Annotated in this window: 17 protein-coding genes; 12 read left to right on the top strand and 5 right to left on the bottom strand. The window is 60.3% G+C overall.

Features of this window, described 5'->3' with window-relative positions:
- Positions 1 to 67: 67 nt before the first annotated feature.
- Positions 68 to 1,837, top strand: a complete 1,770-nt coding sequence (locus tag ACNA0I_RS06160) for a thiamine pyrophosphate-requiring protein (RefSeq protein ID WP_415805188.1) — start codon at positions 68 to 70, stop codon at positions 1,835 to 1,837.
- Positions 1,838 to 1,937: 100 nt separating this feature from the next.
- Entirely contained in the window at positions 1,938 to 2,267 is a 330-nt protein-coding gene (locus tag ACNA0I_RS06155) for a glycine zipper domain-containing protein (protein ID WP_415805187.1), read from the top strand.
- 165 nt (positions 2,268 to 2,432) lie between these two features.
- Here ACNA0I_RS06155 and ACNA0I_RS06150 read toward each other — a convergent pair whose 3' ends face one another.
- Together ACNA0I_RS06150 and ACNA0I_RS06145 are read right to left on the bottom strand one after the other, a co-directional pair.
- Positions 2,433 to 2,936, bottom strand: coding sequence for a YciE/YciF ferroxidase family protein (locus ACNA0I_RS06150; RefSeq protein WP_415805186.1), 504 nt, complete (start codon positions 2,934 to 2,936; stop codon positions 2,433 to 2,435).
- Between the two features lie 130 nt (positions 2,937 to 3,066).
- Complete coding sequence (locus tag ACNA0I_RS06145) at positions 3,067 to 4,293, bottom strand: MFS transporter (protein WP_415805185.1); 1,227 nt, start codon at positions 4,291 to 4,293, stop codon at positions 3,067 to 3,069.
- 110 nt (positions 4,294 to 4,403) lie between these two features.
- Here ACNA0I_RS06145 and ACNA0I_RS06140 point away from each other — a divergent pair, with 110 nt between their 5' ends.
- Positions 4,404 to 5,357 (top strand): LysR family transcriptional regulator, encoded by a 954-nt coding sequence (locus tag ACNA0I_RS06140; protein WP_415805184.1) that lies wholly within the window; start codon positions 4,404 to 4,406, stop codon positions 5,355 to 5,357.
- Here ACNA0I_RS06140 and ACNA0I_RS06135 read toward each other — a convergent pair.
- Together ACNA0I_RS06135 and ACNA0I_RS06130 are read right to left on the bottom strand one after the other, a co-directional pair.
- Positions 5,340 to 6,023: a GntR family transcriptional regulator gene (locus ACNA0I_RS06135; RefSeq protein WP_415805183.1), complete on the bottom strand. Its 684-nt coding sequence runs from the start codon at positions 6,021 to 6,023 to the stop codon at positions 5,340 to 5,342. The two genes, ACNA0I_RS06140 and ACNA0I_RS06135, sit on opposite strands and share 18 nt — an antisense overlap.
- A gap of 71 nt (positions 6,024 to 6,094) precedes the next feature.
- Positions 6,095 to 6,592: a V4R domain-containing protein gene (locus tag ACNA0I_RS06130; RefSeq protein WP_415805182.1), complete on the bottom strand. Its 498-nt coding sequence runs from the start codon at positions 6,590 to 6,592 to the stop codon at positions 6,095 to 6,097.
- A 255-nt stretch (positions 6,593 to 6,847) separates the two neighbouring features.
- On the opposite strand from ACNA0I_RS06130, the gene ACNA0I_RS06125 reads away from it, so the two are divergent.
- From ACNA0I_RS06125 to ACNA0I_RS06100, 6 genes are all read left to right on the top strand, one after another.
- The gene (locus ACNA0I_RS06125; protein WP_415805181.1) at positions 6,848 to 8,314 is read left to right on the top strand and encodes an ABC transporter substrate-binding protein; all 1,467 of its coding nucleotides are present in this window, start codon (positions 6,848 to 6,850) and stop codon (positions 8,312 to 8,314) included.
- Positions 8,314 to 9,330, top strand: a complete 1,017-nt coding sequence (locus tag ACNA0I_RS06120) for an ABC transporter permease (RefSeq protein ID WP_415805180.1) — start codon at positions 8,314 to 8,316, stop codon at positions 9,328 to 9,330. The genes ACNA0I_RS06125 and ACNA0I_RS06120 overlap by 1 nt, the downstream gene beginning before the upstream one ends.
- Positions 9,330 to 10,226 carry an ABC transporter permease gene (locus tag ACNA0I_RS06115; RefSeq protein ID WP_415805179.1) on the top strand — a complete coding sequence of 299 codons (897 nt, stop codon included), beginning with the start codon at positions 9,330 to 9,332 and terminating at the stop codon, positions 10,224 to 10,226. Before ACNA0I_RS06120 ends, ACNA0I_RS06115 begins: the two co-directional genes overlap by 1 nt.
- Positions 10,227 to 10,230: 4 nt before the next feature.
- Positions 10,231 to 12,174: a dipeptide ABC transporter ATP-binding protein gene (locus ACNA0I_RS06110; protein ID WP_415805178.1), complete on the top strand. Its 1,944-nt coding sequence runs from the start codon at positions 10,231 to 10,233 to the stop codon at positions 12,172 to 12,174.
- Positions 12,175 to 12,296: 122 nt separating this feature from the next.
- Positions 12,297 to 13,610: an aromatic ring-hydroxylating dioxygenase subunit alpha gene (locus tag ACNA0I_RS06105; RefSeq protein WP_415805177.1), complete on the top strand. Its 1,314-nt coding sequence runs from the start codon at positions 12,297 to 12,299 to the stop codon at positions 13,608 to 13,610.
- The gene (locus tag ACNA0I_RS06100; protein ID WP_415805176.1) at positions 13,607 to 14,182 is read left to right on the top strand and encodes an aromatic-ring-hydroxylating dioxygenase subunit beta; all 576 of its coding nucleotides are present in this window, start codon (positions 13,607 to 13,609) and stop codon (positions 14,180 to 14,182) included. Before ACNA0I_RS06105 ends, ACNA0I_RS06100 begins: the two co-directional genes overlap by 4 nt.
- A gap of 54 nt (positions 14,183 to 14,236) precedes the next feature.
- Here the strand turns inward: ACNA0I_RS06100 and ACNA0I_RS06095 are convergent, their stop codons facing one another.
- Positions 14,237 to 15,277 carry a site-specific integrase gene (locus ACNA0I_RS06095; protein WP_415805277.1) on the bottom strand — a complete coding sequence of 347 codons (1,041 nt, stop codon included), beginning with the start codon at positions 15,275 to 15,277 and terminating at the stop codon, positions 14,237 to 14,239.
- 271 nt (positions 15,278 to 15,548) lie between these two features.
- Here ACNA0I_RS06095 and ACNA0I_RS06090 point away from each other — a divergent pair, with 271 nt between their 5' ends.
- The 3 genes from ACNA0I_RS06090 (at position 15,549) to ACNA0I_RS06080 (ending at position 19,111) form a co-directional block, all read left to right on the top strand.
- Positions 15,549 to 16,541, top strand: a complete 993-nt coding sequence (locus tag ACNA0I_RS06090; protein WP_415805175.1) for a DNA-binding protein — start codon at positions 15,549 to 15,551, stop codon at positions 16,539 to 16,541.
- Positions 16,542 to 16,647: 106 nt separating this feature from the next.
- A complete protein-coding gene (locus tag ACNA0I_RS06085) occupies positions 16,648 to 17,073 on the top strand; it encodes a universal stress protein (RefSeq protein WP_415805174.1) in 426 nt (141 codons plus the stop codon).
- Between the two features lie 469 nt (positions 17,074 to 17,542).
- Positions 17,543 to 19,111, top strand: a complete 1,569-nt coding sequence (locus ACNA0I_RS06080; protein ID WP_415805173.1) for a TerC family protein — start codon at positions 17,543 to 17,545, stop codon at positions 19,109 to 19,111.
- The last annotated feature ends 52 nt before the right edge of the window (positions 19,112 to 19,163 follow it).

Below are 19,163 nucleotides of genomic sequence, written 5' to 3'. Positions count from 1 at the left end.
CGCCACGCCAGGCATGTAACTTGCGCCGCCCAGGCTATTTCGCATTCACGCGTTATTGGGGGCAAGCATGGCAAAGACAGTAGCGGATTTTGTGCTGGCGCGATTGGCAGAGTGGGGCATCGAGCGCGTGTTCGGTTACCCGGGCGATGGCATCAATGGTCTGATCGGCGCATTTGGGCGCGAGGGACAGACCATGCGTTTCATCCAGTCGCGCCACGAGGAAGAGGCCGCCTTCATGGCGTGCGCCCATGCCAAATTCACCGGGCAGATCGGCGTATGCCTGGCAACATCGGGCCCAGGGGCTATTCATTTGCTTAATGGCTTATATGACGCCAAACTGGATCACCAGCCCGTTGTCGCCATTGTGGGCCAGCAGGCGCGATCGAGTCTGGGCGGGGACTTTCAGCAGGAAGTCGATCTGGCGGCCTTGTTCAAAGACGTGGCGCGCGATTTCATACAAGTGATGAGCACAGCCGAACAGGCGCGTCATCTGGTCGATCGCGCCATGCGGATCGCGTTGGAGCGGCGTGCGGTCACCTGCATCGTGATTCCGAATGATGTGCAGGATCTGCCGGCGGTACCGAATCCCCCGCAACAGCACGGCATGATGCATACGGGTATCGGGGCGGTGTCGCATTCGCACGTGCCAGGCGAGGACGCCTTGCACAATGCCGCGTCCGTATTGAACCGCGGACGCAAGGTGGCGATCCTGGCAGGCGCCGGGGCGTTGGGAGCATCGGATGAGCTCGCCCAGGTCGCCGAACGGCTCGGTGCAGGCGTGGCCAAGGCCCTGCTGGGCAAAGCGGTGCTCTCGGACCGCTTGCCCTATGTCACCGGCAGTATCGGGCTGCTGGGCACCGTGCCCAGCTGGAGGCTGATGCAGGATTGCGATACCTTGCTGATGGTCGGTACAACTTTTCCCTACACGGAATTTTTACCGCCAGAAGGGCAGGCGGCTGGCGTGCAGATTGACCGCGACGGGCGTGCGCTAGGCCTGCGTTATCCGATCGAGGTCGGCCTGGCGGGGGATGCGAAACAAACCCTGGCCGCGCTCTTGCCGTTGCTGGAGCAAAAAACCGATCTGGACTGGCGTCACGATATCGAGAAAGAAGTCGCGCGCTGGCGCGAGGTCGTGACTGCCCGAGCGCAGACGCGAGGTCAATTGATCAACCCGCAATTGCCGTTTCTGGAACTGTCGAAACGCTTGCCTGATGACAGTATCGTGACATGTGATTCGGGGTCGGCGGCGAATTGGTATGCGCGTGATGTCGACGTCCGTCCCGGCATGCTGGCGTCAATATCGGGCGGCTTGGCGACCATGGGGTGCGCGGTGCCTTATGCGTTGTCGGGTAAGCTGGCTTGGCCCAGACGCCCCGTTGTCGCGCTGGTCGGCGATGGGGCCATGCAGATGAACGGCATCAATACCCTGATTACCGTTGCCGATCGTTGGCGCGATTGGGAAGATCCCCGTTTCGTCGTACTGGTGCTCAACAACGGCGATCTGAACCTGGTTACGTGGGAGCAACGGATCATGGGCGGCGACCCGCGGTTCCGCGACTCGCAGCGATTGCCGCCGTTCTCGTATGCGGAGTATGGCAAGCTCGTGGGATTGGAGGGCATTCGGGTGACGGATAGCGAGGACGTCCCGTCGGCGCTGGATCGCGCCTTTGCTGCAGACCGGCCTGTGGTGCTGGAGCTCATGACAGATCCCGAGGTGCCGCCGATGCCGCCGCACATTACCGCCAAACAGTTTGGCGCGTATATGCAGGCATTGCGAAAAGATCCGGCGGGTGGCGCTGCGTTGCGAGCCACGTTGAAACAGTGGTGGGCAGGCTGAGCCGCAGGTGCCGCGCGAGAGCAAATTCGCGGCACGGGACTTGCGGCGGATAAAGCCAGGCACGGCATTCTGCGCGTGCACAGATGGAATAGGAGGCGATATGCATAAGCAGCATCACAGTGACGACACCCTCGATCATGACAGTGGCGCCCTGAGCAGATTGGTGCACGGCACCGAAGAGCTGCTGCGCCGTACCGCAGCATTTGGTGGCGCGGACGTCGAGGCCGGACGCGATCGTTTGAAACGCCAATGGGATGCAGCCAGCTCGCGTGCGTCAGATTGGCAGGATGCCGCGGGCGCCGGAATACGTCATTTTTCCCGAGCGGCCGACCGTTGCGCGCATCGCCATGCGTGGGAATCCATTGCGGTGGCAGCCGTCGTTGGTGCGGTCATCACAGCGTGTTTGATGTCGAAGTCTACGCGGCGGTAAGGCGAACACGTATTCGGCTTGAGCACGTGCGCGAGAACTTGAGTAGTCAGTAGCAACTACGAGCCGAACCCGACGCCGGCTCGACGAAACCGAAAACCGATGGGACCCGGATGCACCGGGTCCCATCGATGATTCTTAGTGACGTGTCGAATTGTCCGGCCTCATTCAAGCTGCACTTTTTTGTGCGGCTTTTTCATTGGCGCGGCGCAGCGCCAGAGTATTGAGTTTCTCGTCGGCGCCTTTTTCTTCGGCTAATGTCTCTTTCAGGAGCTTCACCGCTTCTTTGTGTCCCAACTGGTCGGCAAAGGTGCATAGCGTGCCGTAGCTGGCGATCTCGTAGTGTTCGACTTTCTGCGCAGCGCCAATCAGGGCCGCATCCAGGACCGGGCCTTTTTTCAGTTCCTCAATGATGTCTTTGCCTTCTTCGACCAGACCCTCCATCGCCGCGCATTTGATGCGTTTGAGGCGTATGCCCAGGACCTCGACAATCTGGTCGATACGCTCGACCTGGCCTTGGGTTTCTTCGAGGTGACTGGTAAAGGCCTTGGCGAGGTCGGGATCCTCGGCCGCGCGGGCCAGTTTGGGCAGGGCTTTGGTGAGCTGCTTTTCGGCATTGTAGATATCGGATAGCTCATGCACGAACAAGTCTTGCAGGGTTTTCTCAGCCATGAATTTCTCCTAGCGGTGATGTGGCGCAAGATCGCGGCACATCACCGCATACCGCAAGTTCTGTTCCCTGACCCCCGGGGCCACGGCGCATGGGCGTCGTGGCATCGCCGCTATCGGACCGGCTCGGCGATCACGCTTGTGCAGGAGCCAAGGCGCCCGCCCGTTTCAGTCTCAACGCCAGCGCTCCCAACGAGGCAACCGTCGCCAATACGACAACCCCGGTCCAACCATAATGGGCGAGGGCCACGCTGCCCAGCGCTCCGCCAGCTGCCATGCCGATGAACATACCGACCATCAATACGGCGTTCAATCGGCTGCGTGCAGCGGGATCCAGGCTATAGACCAGACTTTGATGCGCAATCAATGACATCTGAATGCCCAGATCAAAACCGATCGTGCTCACCGCGATCAACAGCAATGCTGCTTGCGTAGGCAACATCGGAACAACGGCCATCAGCGCAAAGGAAACCGCGGTTAACAGGGCCCCTCGGCGGCTCACGACGGCCGGGCCGTGCCGGTCCGCAGCGCGTCCTGCCAATGGCGCGGCTAAAGCGCCGGCGGCTCCTGCCAGGCCGAACGCGCCTGCCGCTCCTGCGCCGAGATGAAAAGGCGCGGCATGCAACATGACGGCCAGCGTCGACCAGAACGCGCTGAAGGCCAACGACAATAAACCCTGTGCCAACACTGCGCGGCGCAGCTCGCCATACTGCCGCCACAACGCGCCGAGCGAACCCAACAAGGCGCCGTAGGGCAGGGTGGTCGTCGGCGCAAAGCTCGGTAGACCCCGCGATAGCGCGGCGCCCAATGCGACGATGGCGACGGCTGCCGCCATGAACATGACGCGCCAGCCGAACTGCTCGGCAACCAGCCCGCTGACCACCCGCGACAGCAAGATACCCAAGAGCAGCCCTGTCATCACTGAACCGACGATACGGCCCCGATGTTCGGCCGGGGCCAGGGCGGCCGCGGCCGGAACGATGTCCTGAGCCAGCGTGGCCGTCAGGCCGACGGCGAAACTGGCCGCTAACAAGGTCCCCATGCCTGGGGCCAATCCCGCGAGCAACAGCGCCAGGGCCAACGCCGCGACCTTGCCCAGCATGATGCGCTTGCGATCATAGCGGTCGCCCAGCGGGGCCAATAACAGGATACCCACCGCATAGCCCAATTGCGTCAGGGCGGGGATCCAACCCAGCGCGGCATCGTCCGCGCCAAAGTCGTTCCCCAGGATTCCCAGCATAGGCTGGTTGTAATACAGAGAGGCGACAGCGAGCCCTGAGCCCGCCGCGAGCAACAGCACGCGACTGCTCGACAGGCCCGATTGGCCAGGAGAAGAAAAGGAAGGGCTGGTAGCCGACATGATGATTTTCCCGTGTGAATAACCCGATTCGAAGGGCATGGCGGTATTCTGGACTTGCGTGGTACGTATTGGTAGTCGCATAAAATGCAGAACGGTTATACGATAGACGTATGAGAGAATCCATTTTCGGGGCGGACCGTTTCCAATTGCTGGAAACCTTCGTCCGTATCGTCGAGGCAGGCAGCTTGTCTGCGGCAGCAGCGCAATTGGGGGCGACGCAACCCACCGTGAGCCGCCGTCTGCAGGCACTCGAACGGGCCTTTGGCGTACGGTTGATCCAGCGTTCCACGCATGCGATGGGATTGACCGAGGAAGGGCAGCGCTGTTACGAGCGTGCGCTGGAACTCCTGAAATCCTGGCAGACGCTGGAAGGCGATGTGCATGGCGCGAGCCAGCAACCCGCCGGCACGTTGCGCGTCGTGGCGCCGCACGCATTTGGTCAAGACCAGTTCATCGAGCCGTTGGCCGATTATCTGCGGCGCTATCCCGACATGCGGGTCGAATGGCTATTGCACGATCGCTTGCCCGACTTCATTGGCGAGAATATCGATTGCGCGATTCGGGTAGGGCATGTGCTGGATCCGTCGCTGGTCGCTATCAGGCTGGGGGAAGTCCCACGCCTGGTCGCGTGCGCGCCGGCGTTATTGCAAGGGCGTGCCGTACCCGAACACCCCAGCGACCTGACGGATCTGCCGTGGGTGGCGTTGCATACGTTCTACCGGGAAGACATAACGTTGGTTCACCGCCGAACGGGCGAGCGCGTCCGGGTGGAAATCACACCGCGGCTGTCCACGGACGGTCTGTATGCGGTGGCAAAGGCTATGCGGCTGGGGTTGGGGGCAGGGGCAGCCTCGTCCTGGGCGTTGGCACCGGATCTGGTTGCGGGGCATCTCGTTCACCTCGTGCCGGAATGGACGGCCGAGCCGCTGCCCGTGTATCTGATTTATGCGCCGTCGCGTTTGCAGCCTGTCAGGCTGCGCCGGTTTATCGACATCATGAAAGAACACCTGCCCGCAGAGCTGCAGGCATCGCAAGCAACCGCTCTGTCAGCCGCCGCGCTCTAAGCGCAATTGGTAGGCGTTGTAATAGCAAGCCGCCGCGGCCCTGGCATGGGTCAGCATGCGAGTGCGCACCAATTCCGCATCGCCGGACAGGAATGCTTGATACAGTCCTTGCATGCCATCGAGAATGAGATCGCGCACGTCGGAGTCGTCCATGGTCATCAGCCGCACGACCTGGACGTGGTCGATATAGCGCGAGATGGCGTCGGCTAATTGGCGATTGGGCACCATGATCAGCCAGGCCCATCGAAAACGCGCGTTGTCTCGCATGAACTCGTCGATGTCTCCGGTCTCGTGGGCGTGTTGCGCCTTTTCCAACGACGCGCCCATTTCAGCCAGGCCTTTGGGCTGAGCATGCAGCGATGCCGAGGCAGCAGCCGGTGGTTCGAGCAATGTGCGGATCTCAAAGATCTCGTTCATTTGTGCGAGCGTATAACGGCGCAGCACAAATCCGCGTGCGGTGCCCTCGAGCAGGCCCTCATTGGTCAATTGCATGAGGGCTTCGCGCACCGGCATGCGCGAAACGTGCAGCTCGCAAGCGATGTCATGGTCAACGAGACGGTCTTCCAGGCGGATCTGTCCCATCTGGATGCGTTCTCGCACGATGCCGTAGACGCGTTCGCGCAAATTGGGTTTGCGCGTGGTTTTGCTATGTGTTGTTGTCGTCATGTCCACCGTCATTTTTACATCAGGCCAAACCCCTTCAGGAAAGCGCAAAAGGCAGCAGACTGGAGAGGTTGTTAATCGACCTGTGCCTGAAAGACGCAATACGCCGTCCCCATGCATGCACATTGTGTTTCGTGCACGTCTGCGGGTGTGCCAAACACGAGGGCGGTCACGGCCTCGAGCATACCCGCAATGGCATGGCAGACCGGAGCCTCGTTCGATCCGGCGGCGCTGGCAAACGGGCTATTGTGCACAGTCAAAATCAGCGTCCCTGCCGGTGACCCGTCAAAACGCCAGACGCCCCAGCCTAGATCTGCAGCCGATTCTGCCATGACTTGCAAGAAGGCATCAGTGTCGCCAGCGCCGCTGGCCCGATAAGCACGCGCCGACGCGCCGCCTTGGTCCCGGACCGACGAACGCAGGCTCTCGAGGGCGCGTTGCCGGTCGGCGGCGGGCAGGGCGGTGAACAGACCCATCAGCACATCTGCCCGCATCATGATGTAGCGGCGATCGGCGTCCAGGATCTGCCCGGATGCAGTGTCCCATTTCAATCGTTCGTGTAATTGTCCCATCGTCGCACCTCGGTTTGTTCTAAAAATATACTCTTATATTGGCTATAAGTAGATGAAGTTAGGGTAAATAATTAGTTTAAAGCTCAACTAATCGTGCTTAAATCAAAAACAATATATTCTTTTCCATGCCCAGATTGGGGCTCCCGAAATCATTCCGGCATCGGAGGCCGTATGAGTATCGCGAGGTTGGTAAGAGCGTCTGCCAGGTCTCTGGCATCGTGTTTGTTCATCGCCTGTGCCAGCCTTGCGGCAGGCATGGCCCACGCCCAGGCGCCCGCGACCGAAGAATTGAAAATCGTCTATCCCGTTGACGTGCCGTCCTGGGATCCGACGGCGGTGACGTTTCCCGCGGGGCAGTCGGTTTACAAGGCAGTGTTTGATTCGCCGCTGTTCATCGATGGCGATCTGAAACTGCAGCCCTCATTGGTCAAGAGCTGGAAATGGGCCGACGACAAGAACACGCGGCTGACGATTGAACTGCGGGACGATGTGACCTTTCATGACGGCAGCAAGCTCACGACCGAGGACTTCAAATACAGTTTTTTTGATCGACCCAAGAAAGATAAAAAGCTCGCGATCAATGGGTTCTTTGGTTCATTGAAAGACATCGAGATCGCCAGCCCGACCGAGGCCACGATGGTCTTTACGACGCCGACGCCTACCGCGCCGAGTTACCTCGGGTTCCTCACCTCGTATATCCTGCCCAAGGCCTACATCGAGCGCGTAGGCGAGGACGGTTTTCAGGCGAATCCCATTGGCGCCGGCCCGTACAAGATCGTGCGCTACGAACGTGGGTCTCGTGTGATTCTCGAGGCCTATGACAAGTATTGGGGGCCCAAGCCCGCCATCAAGCGTGTGGTGTTCGAATTTGTGCCGGACGCGTCGGCGCGCGTGGCCATGCTGGAATCGGGCAGGGCAGATGTGTCGGTGCAGATCCCGTTGCGCGAAGTGAACCGTTTGGCAAAAAATGCCGACCTCACTGCCAAGATCTATCCCTATAGCGAGATTTTCATTCTGCAGATGCCTAGCTACGTGGAGGCGTTTCAGAACGAACATGTCCGTCGCGCGCTGCACATGGCGATCAATAAACAAGCTATTTCCAAGGCGTTTTACGGCAACGTGGCCAAGCCCATCTCGGTATTGGCCACCCCGGGATCGCCAGGCGACGTGCCGGGTTACGAGTTCAAATTCGACAAGAAGGCTGCTCAAGAAGAACTCGCCCGTGCGGGCTACGGCCCAGACAAGCCCCTGAAAATCCAATTCCTCTCGACGAACAACGCCTTTCCGAGCGACTACGAAATGGCCCGGGCCATCGTGCAAATGTGGTCGCAGATCGGTGTGCAAGCCGACTTGCAGGAAATCACGCTGGCGAAATATCTGGAGCTGAGCCATTCGTCCAAAGTGCCCGGTGTCATGCTGTATAGCTGGGCCAATGCGACGGGAGACCCCGAGATTTTCGCGGGAAAAATCCTCGATCCGCGCCTGCGTTTCTCTACCTGGAAAGAGCCTGCGCTGGCCAAGACGATTGACGATCTGGCCGCCCTGAGCGATCCCGCCAAGCGTTTCGAGGGCTATCAAGCCCTGGCACGAGAGTCCACCGAACATGCCTGGAGCCTGCCGTTGCTGCAGTCGGTGGCAACGATCGCCTACAAGAAAAACCTCGACGTCAAGGTTTACCAGACTGCCTACATCCTGCCCGCCGAATACCGCTGGAGCAAGTGATGCTGGCTGCGTTGGTGTCCCATTTCATGCGCCGGCTCATGGTGGCGGTGCCCACCATGCTGGCCTTGTCGATCGTCGTGTTTGTCGTGTTGCGTCTGCTGCCGGCCGATCCGCTGGGTATGATGTTGCCGCCAAATGCGACGAATGCCGAGGTCGAGGCGCTACGCCACACGATGGGATTGGATCGATCGTTGCTGGTGCAGTATGGCATTTGGCTGGGGCACGTATTGCAGGGCGATCTGGGCCGGTCTATCAGTTCCGGAGTTCCTGTTACGCAGCTCATCGCACACACTGTGCCCGCCACGTTGGAGCTGTCGTTTGTGGCGCTGTTCCTGGCGTTACTGATCAGCGTGCCGGGTGGACTGTTGTTGTATGTGCTGCACGATCGTCGCGGTGAACTGGTGGCTGACGCTGGGCTGGTGCTGTTGATCTCGATCCCGGGCTTTCTGTGGGGCATTTTTTTGATGCTGGGGTTCGGCGTGTACTGGCCGGTGCTGCCGTTTTCAGGGCGTTTCAGCTCTGATGTCGTCGCTGCGGGGCCGACGGGATTTGTACTCGTTGACTTTCTGCTGCGTGGTCAATTTGGAAATTGGCTGGACGCCTTGTCGCATCTGATTTTGCCGGCTACCGCATTGGCGCTGGGTTTCAGTCCGCTGATTGTGCGCGTATTGCGCGCCAGTCTGCTGGAGGTCAGCCATGAACAGTACGTCACCGTTGCGCGTCTGCGTGGCCAGCCAGAATGGCGTGTGATCTTGCACCACATGTTGCGTAACGCTTTCCTGCCTACGTTGACACTCATTGGTGTGCAGTTTGGTTTTCTGTTCGGCGGCACCTTGCTGATCGAGATGATTTTTTCATTCCCCGGACTGGGCAACATGATGGTGCAGGCCGTTCGCAATCATGATCTGCCCTTGATCCAGGGCGTTTCGCTGGTGTTCTGCGCCGTCATTCTGTTGATCAACGCCAGCGTTGATTGCCTGTATGCCGTCATTGATCCCCGACTGAGAACGAGCTGATGTCGACGTTGCCTATCTCTACGCGCCCATGGCGCACGGGTTTGTCTCCGCTAAAGGCTGCAATGCGTGCCTCGCCCAAGGCCGCCATCGGCGGGGCAATCGTGCTGATACTGGTGCTGATCGCCATATTTGCGCCTTACATTGCGCCCAATGATCCGCTGGAACAAGATCTGTTGTCACCGTTGCTACCCCCGGCCTGGGCGGCCGACGGCATGGCGCAGTTCCCGTTGGGTACCGACAGTCTGGGGCGCTGCGTATTGTCGAGATTGATTTTCGGCACCCGCATCGCACTATGGGTGGGATTGTGCGCCGCTACCGGCGCCATGCTGGCCGGCTGCGTGCTGGCGCTGATTGCCGCGTATTTCGGTGGCCGTGTCGATCGCGCCATTGGCTATCTGGTCGATCTATGGATGTCCTTTCCGCCTGTTGTCCTGTCCTTGATCTTGATGGTGGGCTTGGGGACCGGAGTCGGGAACGTCATCCTCTCGATCATTCTGGTGGACTGGACGCGGTTTTGCCGGGTCGTGCGCGCCGAGGCCTTGAAAATCCGCCGCAATGACTACGTCACCGCTGCACGGTTGATGGGATTTGGCCATCTACGCGTGATTGTGCGGGAAATGCTGCCGGGACTCGTTCCGCTGATTCTGACCTTGTTCAGCCTGCAGATCGGTATCGCCATCATCGTCGAAGCGATCTTGAGCTTTGTCGGTCTGTCTGTGCCTGCCGATGTGGTCGCCTGGGGCGTCATGATTGCCGATGCGCGCAGCACGATGCAGGAGGCCATCTGGACATTGATTGCGCCGGTAGTCGGCATCGTATTGACCGTCTTCGGATTCAATCTGCTCAGCGACGGCCTGCGGCGCGCCCTGGATCCGCGTCAGCGTGCGAGGAATTAAGCCCATGTCCTTATTGCAATTGAGCCATTTGACCTTGACCGTGGACGTTGCGCTGGACAATGCCGGCAATACCGCGCCTGCCGATGTGCTGCGCGATATCACGCTCAGTGTCCCAGAGGGGCAGATGCTGGGGCTGGTCGGGGAATCCGGCGCGGGGAAAAGCATGATCGGGCGCATGGTCGCCGGCACCATTCCCCCGGGTTTTCGTATCAGCCAGGGGACGCTCACATTCAAGGGGCAGGATCTCAATCAGATCAAGCCCGCTCAGCGCCGCGAACTGCTGGGGCGTCAAATTGCTTTTATTCCGCAGGAACCGCTGTCGGGGCTGAATCCTGCATTGACGGTGCGCCAACAGCTTTTCGAGCATCTGCGCCATGTGGGGATCCCCGCTGCGCAACGGGAAAGCTATGCCAGCTCGCGGCTGGCCGAGGTCGGATTGAGCGATGCGAAAAGCATGCTGGCACGTTATCCGCATCAGATGTCGGGCGGCCAATGTCAGCGCATCCTGATTGCAATGGCATTCTGCGGCGACCCTGCATTGATCTTTGCCGACGAACCCACCACGGCGTTGGATGTCATTACGCAGGCGCAGATCATGCAGGTGTTGGCCGAACAGCAGCGGCGCCACAAGACGGCGGTGGTATTGGTGACGCACGATTTGCGCTTGGCCGCGCATGTGTGTGATTCGATTGCGGTGCTGTATGCGGGCGAGGTTGTAGAGCTGGGGGCGGCGCGGCAGGTGCTGGATGCGCCATTGCATCCGTATACGCGCAGTCTGAAAGAGTCGGCGCCAGGCATGGGGAAATCCACCCGGCTGCTGCAGGCCCTGCCGGATTTTATGCCCGGACTGAAAGATTTTGCGCGGATACAAGGCTGCCGTTTTGCCTCGCGTTGCCCGATACGTCAGGACGGGTGCGCCACGCATCATCCTGCCTTGTCATCACGAGATGAGGGACGTGCTGCCCGGTGCCTGGACCATATTCCCGCCTGGCCGGTGAACGAAACCAATGGCACTGATGCTCTCGCGGCACTACGTAATGGCCCACCGCCAGGCAGCCGCTCACCCGTTGTGCAATTGCGCGAGGTGGCGCTCAGCTATCCAGGAGCCGCGCGCTTGTTCCGGGCCAACCGGTCCATCCAGATACTGGAACCGTTGAATGCCCACGTAGAACAAGGCGAGTTTCTCGGCATTGTCGGCGAAAGCGGCAGCGGCAAAACCAGCTTGGCGCGTTTGATGGCAGGCATGGTGGCGCCGACAGCGGGGCAGATTGAATACCCGGGTTCTGTCAGCGGCAACAGGCGGCTCGGGACGAGCATCCCCCTGGCAGATCCGCGCGATGTGCAATTGGTTTTTCAGAATCCCGATTCGGCATTGAATCCCCGGCGTCGCGTCGGCTCGCTGGTCACGCAGATCCTGGAGGTCAGCCGCCAAGCCCGTCTGCGCGCAGGCGCTGCGTCCCATGACCGCAACCAGATCGCACAACAGTTGCTGGCCTCAGTGGGTTTGCCTCCCGAGGCGGCGGATCGTTTGCCCTCGCAGCTGTCCGGCGGTCAGAAACAGCGTGTCAATATCGCACGCGCCTTGTGTGTGACACCACGGATGATCGTGGCCGACGAAATCGTATCCGGCCTGGATGTCTCGGTGCAGGCCTTGATCCTGAATCTCTTGCTGCGACTCAAGCAAGAACTAGGGATTGCGCTGGTGTTCGTATCCCACGATCTGGCCGTGGTGCGGTATCTCTGTACGCGCGTGCTGGTGCTGCACAAAGGCCGCATCGTCGAGCAGGGGCCGACCGATCAGGTGTTCGAGCAGCCTAGCCACGCCTATACCCGTGCGCTGATCGCGGCCGTTCCGCCAGACTCGGCTGCTGACGCGTGGAGGCCTGCGGTCCAGGATGCAGACGGTGCCTTGCACGCAACGCCTGCCGTACAGCGTGCTGCTGCCTAGGCGCGGTTGTTCTGGAGCCGTGCCGCCGCCCCGTTGCCAACATTTATCAACTAGTTATACAGCCTCGTGGCTGGATTCTTTTCTGTTCCCGGCACAAATACCCGGGCTATTCGGAGCAACCGATGCGTGAGTTCTCATCCACAACACCGCTGCGATCCCTGATCGAGCCGGATCGTGTCCATCGGGACCTGTATGTGGATCCCGATCTCTATCGAGCAGAAGTCGAGCGCCTGTGGAAACGCGCCTGGGTTTATCTGGGACACGAGAGCCAGATACCGAACGTCGGCGATTACGCCACCATCGATATCGTCGGGCAGTCGCTGATCATGCTGCGCAAAAGCGCCACGGAGGTCGTCTCGTTGATGAACCGGTGTGCACACAAGGGCAGCCAGCTGGTGCACGAGCGTCAGGGAAATTGCGGAAAATTTCTCCGTTGTCCTTATCATGCCTGGACCTATAAGCTCGATGGTTCGTTGTTGTCGGTTCCCCTGAAAAACGACTACGAGGGCACGCAGCTATCCAGCTGCCCCTCGGGAAAAGGGTTGTCCAGTCCCGGCGCGACGATGAATTACCAGGGCTTTGTGTTCGTACGCCTCAGCGAAGAAGGCCCTGATTTCGAGTCCTATTTTGGCGAGGCGCTGGCCACGCTGGACAACATCATCGCCCGTGCGCCGGAGGGCGGGGTAGAGGTATTGGGCAAACCGCTGCGCAATATCATTCGCTGCAACTGGAAGCTCTATCTGGAGAACGTGAACGATACCGTGCACCCGATCTCCACGCACGAGTCCGCAGCCAGCGCGGCCAAGCATGTCAGCGAACACCTGCCTGAGGACAGCGATACCGTTTTGGCGATGGAGCAATTGCTGCCATTTGGCGCCGGCTACAGTTTCTATTCGGAAATGGGCGCTCGCGTGCTTCCGCATGGCCACAGCGTGCTGGGTACGAAGTTCAGCATCCATACGGGTTATGCGCCGTTGCCGGATTATCAGGCTTCGCTCGAATCCCGCTACGGCAAGGACGAGGCCGAACGCATCCTCAGTTTCTCGCCGCAGAACACCGTGCTTTATCCCAGCCTCGCTGCGAAAGCCTCGCCGATGGTGTTGCGCGTGATCCGTCCGTTATCGGTGGATGAAACGATGATCGAAGTGTGGGCCTTTGCCCCCAAGAACGCGCCGGCCCGATTGCGTCAACGCGCCGCATCCTATGCGCGGCTGGTGTTTTCGCCCATGTCGGTCGTTGCACATGATGATGTGCACCTGTTTGAAAGCCAGCAGCAGGGGCTGCAATGCGCGGGTAACGAATGGCTGAGCCTGCACCGCGGCTATCGGGACGGAGAGATCGAGGCAGGCGCCATATCGCTCGATAGCGGGAACAACGAGCTGGTGATTCGCAATCAGCACCGAGGGTGGCTGGGACTGATGGAGGATGCGTCATGAGCCGGGTTATTGCTGATGGTGCTGACGGTGGGGGCATTGTGAATCCGATCATTGCGCCAACAACACAGGAAACTGCAGCCTTGCATACCGCATTGACGCAATTTGTGTATCACGAGGCGATGTTGCTCGATACGCGGCAGTACGAGGCGTGGCTGTCCTTGTTCGCGCATGACGGTTTGTATTGGATGCCGTTATCTCCCGACGGCGATGACGGCGCGATAGACTCTGCGCCGCCAGACGAGTCGCCTGCCTTGTTGTACGAAGACCTATTGCTCTTGCGTCTGCGCGTGCAGCGATATGCCAACCCGCGCGCCCATTCGCTGCATCCGGCAGTGCGAGGGCTGCGGGTGTTGCAGGCCCCCGCGGTCATCGGTGCCGACGAATCGTCCGGCACTTTTTACACGCGTACGCCGTTCATGTATGTGGAAACGCAAGGCGATACACAACGCGTGCTGGCAGCGACGGCATATCACACGCTGGTGAGGCAGTCAGGAGCATGGCGAATACAGCAAAAGAAAGTCGTGTTGCTCAACGCCGATGCGAGTTTGCCGGCGATACAGTTGTTGTTGTAGATGGCGCCGAGATCAATCGTCGCTCATCAGTTGTTGTTGCAGGCGACGCCTAGGTCAATCGTGGCCGATTGAGTCTGCTGCCGGATCGAGGACCGGGGCCTCGTTGATGTCAGAGTCCCGCTCCAGCAGGCGTCCCGCTTTGGCAGAGAGCGCCGCCCCGGCCCGGTGATAGCTCACCACACTGGCGACGCTCGCATGCCCCGTCATGGCCATGGTCTCCCCGAGCGGCAGTCCCTGTCGGCCAGCCTCGGTAACGAAGCCTGACCGCAGGCTGTGGGCGGCGTAGTCTCCCGACAGGCCGGCCAGCGCTGCACGCGCCTGCACGATCTTGCGCACGGCTTCGGCGCCCAACCCCTCGCCGATCACGCCCCCGCGCCGGACACGGCGAAACAAAGGTCCGGATGTAATGGCTGCGGCGGTCAGCCACGCCTCTAATGCCGCCGCTGCGCGCCCCACGACAGGTTTGTGGCTGTCGGCACGCTCGACGCCGTCCTGGTTGGTCTTGGAATACCCCAACGTGTAAAGAAATCCCTCGGGAACGCGCCGGGTGTTTTCCATCGTGGCGCGCATGACTTCCGAGCGGCGGCGACCGCCACTGGCCCACGCAAACAGCAGCAGGGCGCGATCACGCAACCCGATCAACGAGTCGTCGCAGGTCGCCAGGAGCTGTTCCAGCGGCTCTTTGGTCAAGGCGTCTTTGCGCGCCGGGCGTTCGCCGCGTTTCGCATAGGCGCTGCGTACGCGTTCCAGCAAGGTCTGTACGGCCCGGCTGCGGCAGGGGTTGGGCAGATCCTGCGTTTCGTGGGCCTCCGACAGCACCGCGAGACGATGGCGGACCGTCGCGAGCTTGAAAGGTCCCACCTTGCGTTTGACCTTGGCGGCTACCAGCGCCGCGTCCACCTCTGCAGGCAAGTCGTACGCCAACCCCTGATTCGTGACGTGTTCAACGTGATCGGCGATGAATTGCATCACCGTATTGACCGGCAGGGGCAACAGAAAGGGCGACCCCAGGCGCAATTGATGCCACGCCGCCCAGTATTGAATGGCCGATCGATAGGCGGCGAGGGTGTTTTCCGAACTGCCTTCACGCAGCAACGATTGAATCGATGCCTCGCTGGCGCCGAGACTGTCCTGCAGTGGCCCGGCATCCTGAGCGCGTGGCACGACGGCTTGCGAGGGATTAAATCGGTCGTTTTTCACTGAATTTCTCGCCAGATCATGAGATATGTTATAAATAATATGTAGTACGTATTAAATAATACAGAATTAGCTTTTTAGATCGGATAACTATTAATTATCCGCTCTAATTTGCCACAACCCCACGCCGGCGCCAAGCTGGCCGCATTCGGACATTCAGAGAATCATCATGGCGATAGGCGTTCAAGAGGCAGACGTCTGGGCAGCGGCAGATGCACTGCTGCAGTCGGGCGAACAGCCGACAATCGAGCGGGTGCGCCTGCATCTAGGGCGCGGTTCGCCGAATACGGTCGGACCGCATTTGAAGACCTGGTTTCGCGGATTGGGGGAACGCTTAGGGGCAGGCCACAGTGGAATGAATGGGGTGCCCGATGCCGTCACGCGCGCCGTCAATCACGTATGGGAGACCGCGTTGGCTGCTGCCCGGGATGAATGGTCCGCCGTCTCGACCCGCGAGCGTGCAGAGCTGGCAAAAGCAAAAGAGGCGCTTCAGATAGACCATACGGCGTTACAGCAGATCCGGGAGAGGCTGCAGACCCGTGAAGCGGATTTACAAGCCAGCGCTCAAGCCGCGTACGCTCAGGCGTCTGCCGCCGAGACCCGTCTGCAGGCTGCCGAACAGCAAGTCAACGAAGCCACACAGGCATCCAAGGCGCTCGATGCGGAACTGGTCCGTACGCGGGAGCAGATCGCTGCGCTGCAGCAGGCATTGCACCAGGCTCAGACGTCGCATCAGGAAGCATTGGCCGCCGCCGAGGCCCGGCACGCTACACACGAGGGTCGCTGGTTGAGCGAAATTGACGAGCAGCGGCAGGCATTGAAAAAAGCCAGGGACGAGCTGAGCGCACAGCGTAAATCCGCAGCCCGTGACAATGCACAACAGGCTGAGGCGGCCGCCGGCGCGAGACAAGAAGCCCAGAAGCTGAAAGAGGCACTGGCTGCAGTCCAAGCCGAACATGCGCGCTTGAATGTGCAACTGGAGACGGATCGAGAAAGTGCCCGGCTGGCTCAAGCAGGACTACTGCAAAGGCAGGCTGACCTGGAAAGCCGGCTGCAAGAGCTGCGCGCCCAGATCACGGTGAAAGACTCACAGATTGCAGCCTTGACCCAGCAGATGATTGCACGACAGCCTGCCACCCGGGCACGCAGACCAAAAACGTAACTGCGCGCAGAGTAATTGCAATTGTTGATGTGGATCAATACCTTACATATCCGATCTGATATCCTGGAATGGTCGCGTTCATTCAACCTTTTCCATGGAGCAGATCATGTTCAAGATACTCGTTCCTATAGACGGCTCAGAATCCGCGTTGCGCGCTCTGCAGGCAGCCATCGCCATGGCGGGACAGCACGGCGATGCTGAGTTGCATTTGCTAAATGCGCCTTTACCCGTGTTGTCCGGCCACGCCAAGATGTTCCTGGACAAGAACGTTGTCCAGGACTACTACAAAGAAGAGGGCGAAAAGGCGCTGGCTGTCGCCCGAAAAGTTGCCGAAAACAGCGGCGTGAAATTTGTCACTGCGATCCAGGCGGGTCATTCCGCACAGACCATCGTCGACTACGCCCGCGCACAGCAATGCGGCCAGATCGTGATGGGCACTCGCGGCCTGAGCGCGCTGCCAGGCATTTTGCTCGGCTCGGTGGCCAACAAAGTCATTCATCTCGCAGACGTGCCTGTGACTCTGGTGAAATAGTCCATCAGAGCAAGGCTTCCGGTGAAGTCTCCGAGCCGGAGCTCGCCGGGCCAGGGAGCCTCGGGGCGGCGTGCCAGAATGCCGGATTTCCATTATCATTCAGCTTTCTGTCAGCAAAGGACGTCTGTCTGGACGGCTGTGATAGGCCGAGACTGGCGCGTCCTCTTTTATGAGCAACGAGCCTCCTAGTACCCCCGCGCCGCGAGTGATCAAGCTGCGGCGCCTCCCTCTGAGGGCCTTGCCCCTCGCGCAGTCTTTTTCCTCTCACGAGGCACAGGCTTGGCCATGGCGCCAAGCACGACGGCCGCTCGTGCATCTCTACCTCTATCGAGACCGGGGCCTGGCCCCGCCTGGCGCCATCGCAGCGCTCGGCCGGCCTCGCGCATGTTGACCCCGGATTTGTCCTCTATTGCGGCCGCATCGCGCCGTGACGACTGCTATTGCCCTTTTCCTTTACTAGGATCTCTGCATGTTTTTTGACTGGATGGCCGACCCCACTGCGTGGTTGGGTCTGGCAACACTGATTATTCTGGAAGTTGTCCTGGGTATCGACAACCTGGTCTTTATCGCCATCCTGGCCGATAAATTGCCGCCCGAGCAGCGCAATCGCGCGCGCGTCATCGGCTTGACGCTGGCGATGCTGATGCGTCTGGGCCTGCTGGCGAGTATCGCCTGGGTGGTCACGCTGACCGAACCCCTGTTTACCGCGTTCGGGGCCGAGATTTCCGGCCGGGATCTGATCCTGATCCTGGGGGGCCTGTTTTTGCTGTTCAAGGGGACCATGGAGCTGCACGAACGGGTCGAGGGCAGGGCGCACGGCGAGAGCCAGAAAGTCCAGCATGCCGTGTTCTGGCAGGTCATTCTGCAAATCGTCGTACTGGACGCGGTGTTCTCGCTCGACTCTGTCATTACCGCCGTTGGCATGGTGCAGGAATTGAGCATCATGATGATTGCCGTGGTGGTCGCGATGGCAGTCATGATGCTGGCCAGCCGTCCGTTGATGGCGTTCGTCAATCGCCACCCGACGGTGGTGATCTTGTGTCTGGGCTTGTTGCTGATGATCGGTTTCAGCCTGGTGGCCGAAGGTCTGGGTTTTCATGTGCCCAAGGGCTATCTGTATGCCGCGATTGGCTTTTCAGTCGTGGTGGAGGCCTGCAACCAGTTGGCCCGCCGCAACCGCAGCCGGCGCACGCAGAATCTGACCGGCCGTCAGCGTACGGCGCAAGCTGTGTTGCGATTGCTGCGAGGCGGAAAGAGTCCGGCGGACCAGAATGCCGTGGAGGACGTGGCTGCCCTGGTCGATGGTGCCGGCGAGCCCGGCTTTGCTCCGGAAGAAAGCCAACTGGTGGAGCGTGTGTTGGGCATAGGCACCCGCAGCGTGAGGTCCATCATGGTGCCGCGCGGCGAGATGGTCTGGCTGGACATCAAGGATCCCGTGGATGCCATCGTCAAGAAATTTTCCGCTGGCCATGCGCGCATGCCTTTGTGCGACGGCGATCCGGCCAATGTCATCGGCGTTGTCCATTTCAAGGATCTGCTGCACAAGCTGCAGTTGCCCAACGCGATCGATCTGGTTGAGCTGGCGCGCAAACCCTATTACATCCTCGAAAGCACGCCGGTGCTGAAGGTACTGGATGTGTTGCGCCAATCGCGCGAACATATGTTGATCGTCGTGGACGAGCATGGTGGATGTGCAGGCTTGGCCACGCCGCTGGATGTGCTGGCGGCTGTGGGCGGAGACCTGCCGGAAGACGCGGACGAGCCCCCGCAGGCGACGAGGCTCGCCGATGAGACGTGGTTGCTGGACGCCGCCATGCCTATTGAAGAAGTACGATTACTGCTGGCGAGTCCGGAAATGCATCCCTCGTTGCCCGACGCTACCTTGGCCGGTGCGCTATTGAGGGTGGCGGAGCGCTTGCCGGAGGTGGGGGAAACCATCCGCTGGGGCGAGTGGACGTTCGAGGTGACCCAGCGTGATGGCTTGCGCATCAGCCAAGTCCGTGCCGAGCGGATCGCCGGCCCGGATGAGCCGGCATGATGCGCCGGCTATGCCGCCGGCATGTCAAAATAGCGGCTACCTCTGCGCCATT

It is taken from the genome of Bordetella muralis, from assembly GCF_965139205.1.
GTDB lineage: Bacteria > Pseudomonadota > Gammaproteobacteria > Burkholderiales > Burkholderiaceae_B > Bordetella_A > Bordetella_A muralis.
This window is presented reverse-complemented; position numbering and strand designations above follow the sequence as displayed.

Excerpts from the sequence above, each read along its gene's own strand:
- ACNA0I_RS06160 (WP_415805188.1), top strand. The coding sequence starts at position 68 with ATGGCAAAGACAGTAGCGGATTTTGTGCTGGCGCGATTGGCAGAGTGG.
- ACNA0I_RS06155 (WP_415805187.1), top strand. The coding sequence starts at position 1,938 with ATGCATAAGCAGCATCACAGTGACGACACCCTCGATCATGACAGTGGC.
- ACNA0I_RS06150 (WP_415805186.1), bottom strand. The coding sequence starts at position 2,936 with ATGGCTGAGAAAACCCTGCAAGACTTGTTCGTGCATGAGCTATCCGAT.
- ACNA0I_RS06145 (WP_415805185.1), bottom strand. The coding sequence starts at position 4,293 with ATGTCGGCTACCAGCCCTTCCTTTTCTTCTCCTGGCCAATCGGGCCTG.
- ACNA0I_RS06140 (WP_415805184.1), top strand. The coding sequence starts at position 4,404 with ATGAGAGAATCCATTTTCGGGGCGGACCGTTTCCAATTGCTGGAAACC.
- ACNA0I_RS06135 (WP_415805183.1), bottom strand. The coding sequence starts at position 6,023 with ATGACGACAACAACACATAGCAAAACCACGCGCAAACCCAATTTGCGC.
- ACNA0I_RS06130 (WP_415805182.1), bottom strand. The coding sequence starts at position 6,592 with ATGGGACAATTACACGAACGATTGAAATGGGACACTGCATCCGGGCAG.
- ACNA0I_RS06125 (WP_415805181.1), top strand. The coding sequence starts at position 6,848 with ATGGCCCACGCCCAGGCGCCCGCGACCGAAGAATTGAAAATCGTCTAT.
- ACNA0I_RS06120 (WP_415805180.1), top strand. The coding sequence starts at position 8,314 with ATGCTGGCTGCGTTGGTGTCCCATTTCATGCGCCGGCTCATGGTGGCG.
- ACNA0I_RS06115 (WP_415805179.1), top strand. The coding sequence starts at position 9,330 with ATGTCGACGTTGCCTATCTCTACGCGCCCATGGCGCACGGGTTTGTCT.
- ACNA0I_RS06110 (WP_415805178.1), top strand. The coding sequence starts at position 10,231 with ATGTCCTTATTGCAATTGAGCCATTTGACCTTGACCGTGGACGTTGCG.
- ACNA0I_RS06105 (WP_415805177.1), top strand. The coding sequence starts at position 12,297 with ATGCGTGAGTTCTCATCCACAACACCGCTGCGATCCCTGATCGAGCCG.
- ACNA0I_RS06100 (WP_415805176.1), top strand. The coding sequence starts at position 13,607 with ATGAGCCGGGTTATTGCTGATGGTGCTGACGGTGGGGGCATTGTGAAT.
- ACNA0I_RS06090 (WP_415805175.1), top strand. The coding sequence starts at position 15,549 with ATGGCGATAGGCGTTCAAGAGGCAGACGTCTGGGCAGCGGCAGATGCA.
- ACNA0I_RS06085 (WP_415805174.1), top strand. The coding sequence starts at position 16,648 with ATGTTCAAGATACTCGTTCCTATAGACGGCTCAGAATCCGCGTTGCGC.
- ACNA0I_RS06080 (WP_415805173.1), top strand. The coding sequence starts at position 17,543 with ATGTTTTTTGACTGGATGGCCGACCCCACTGCGTGGTTGGGTCTGGCA.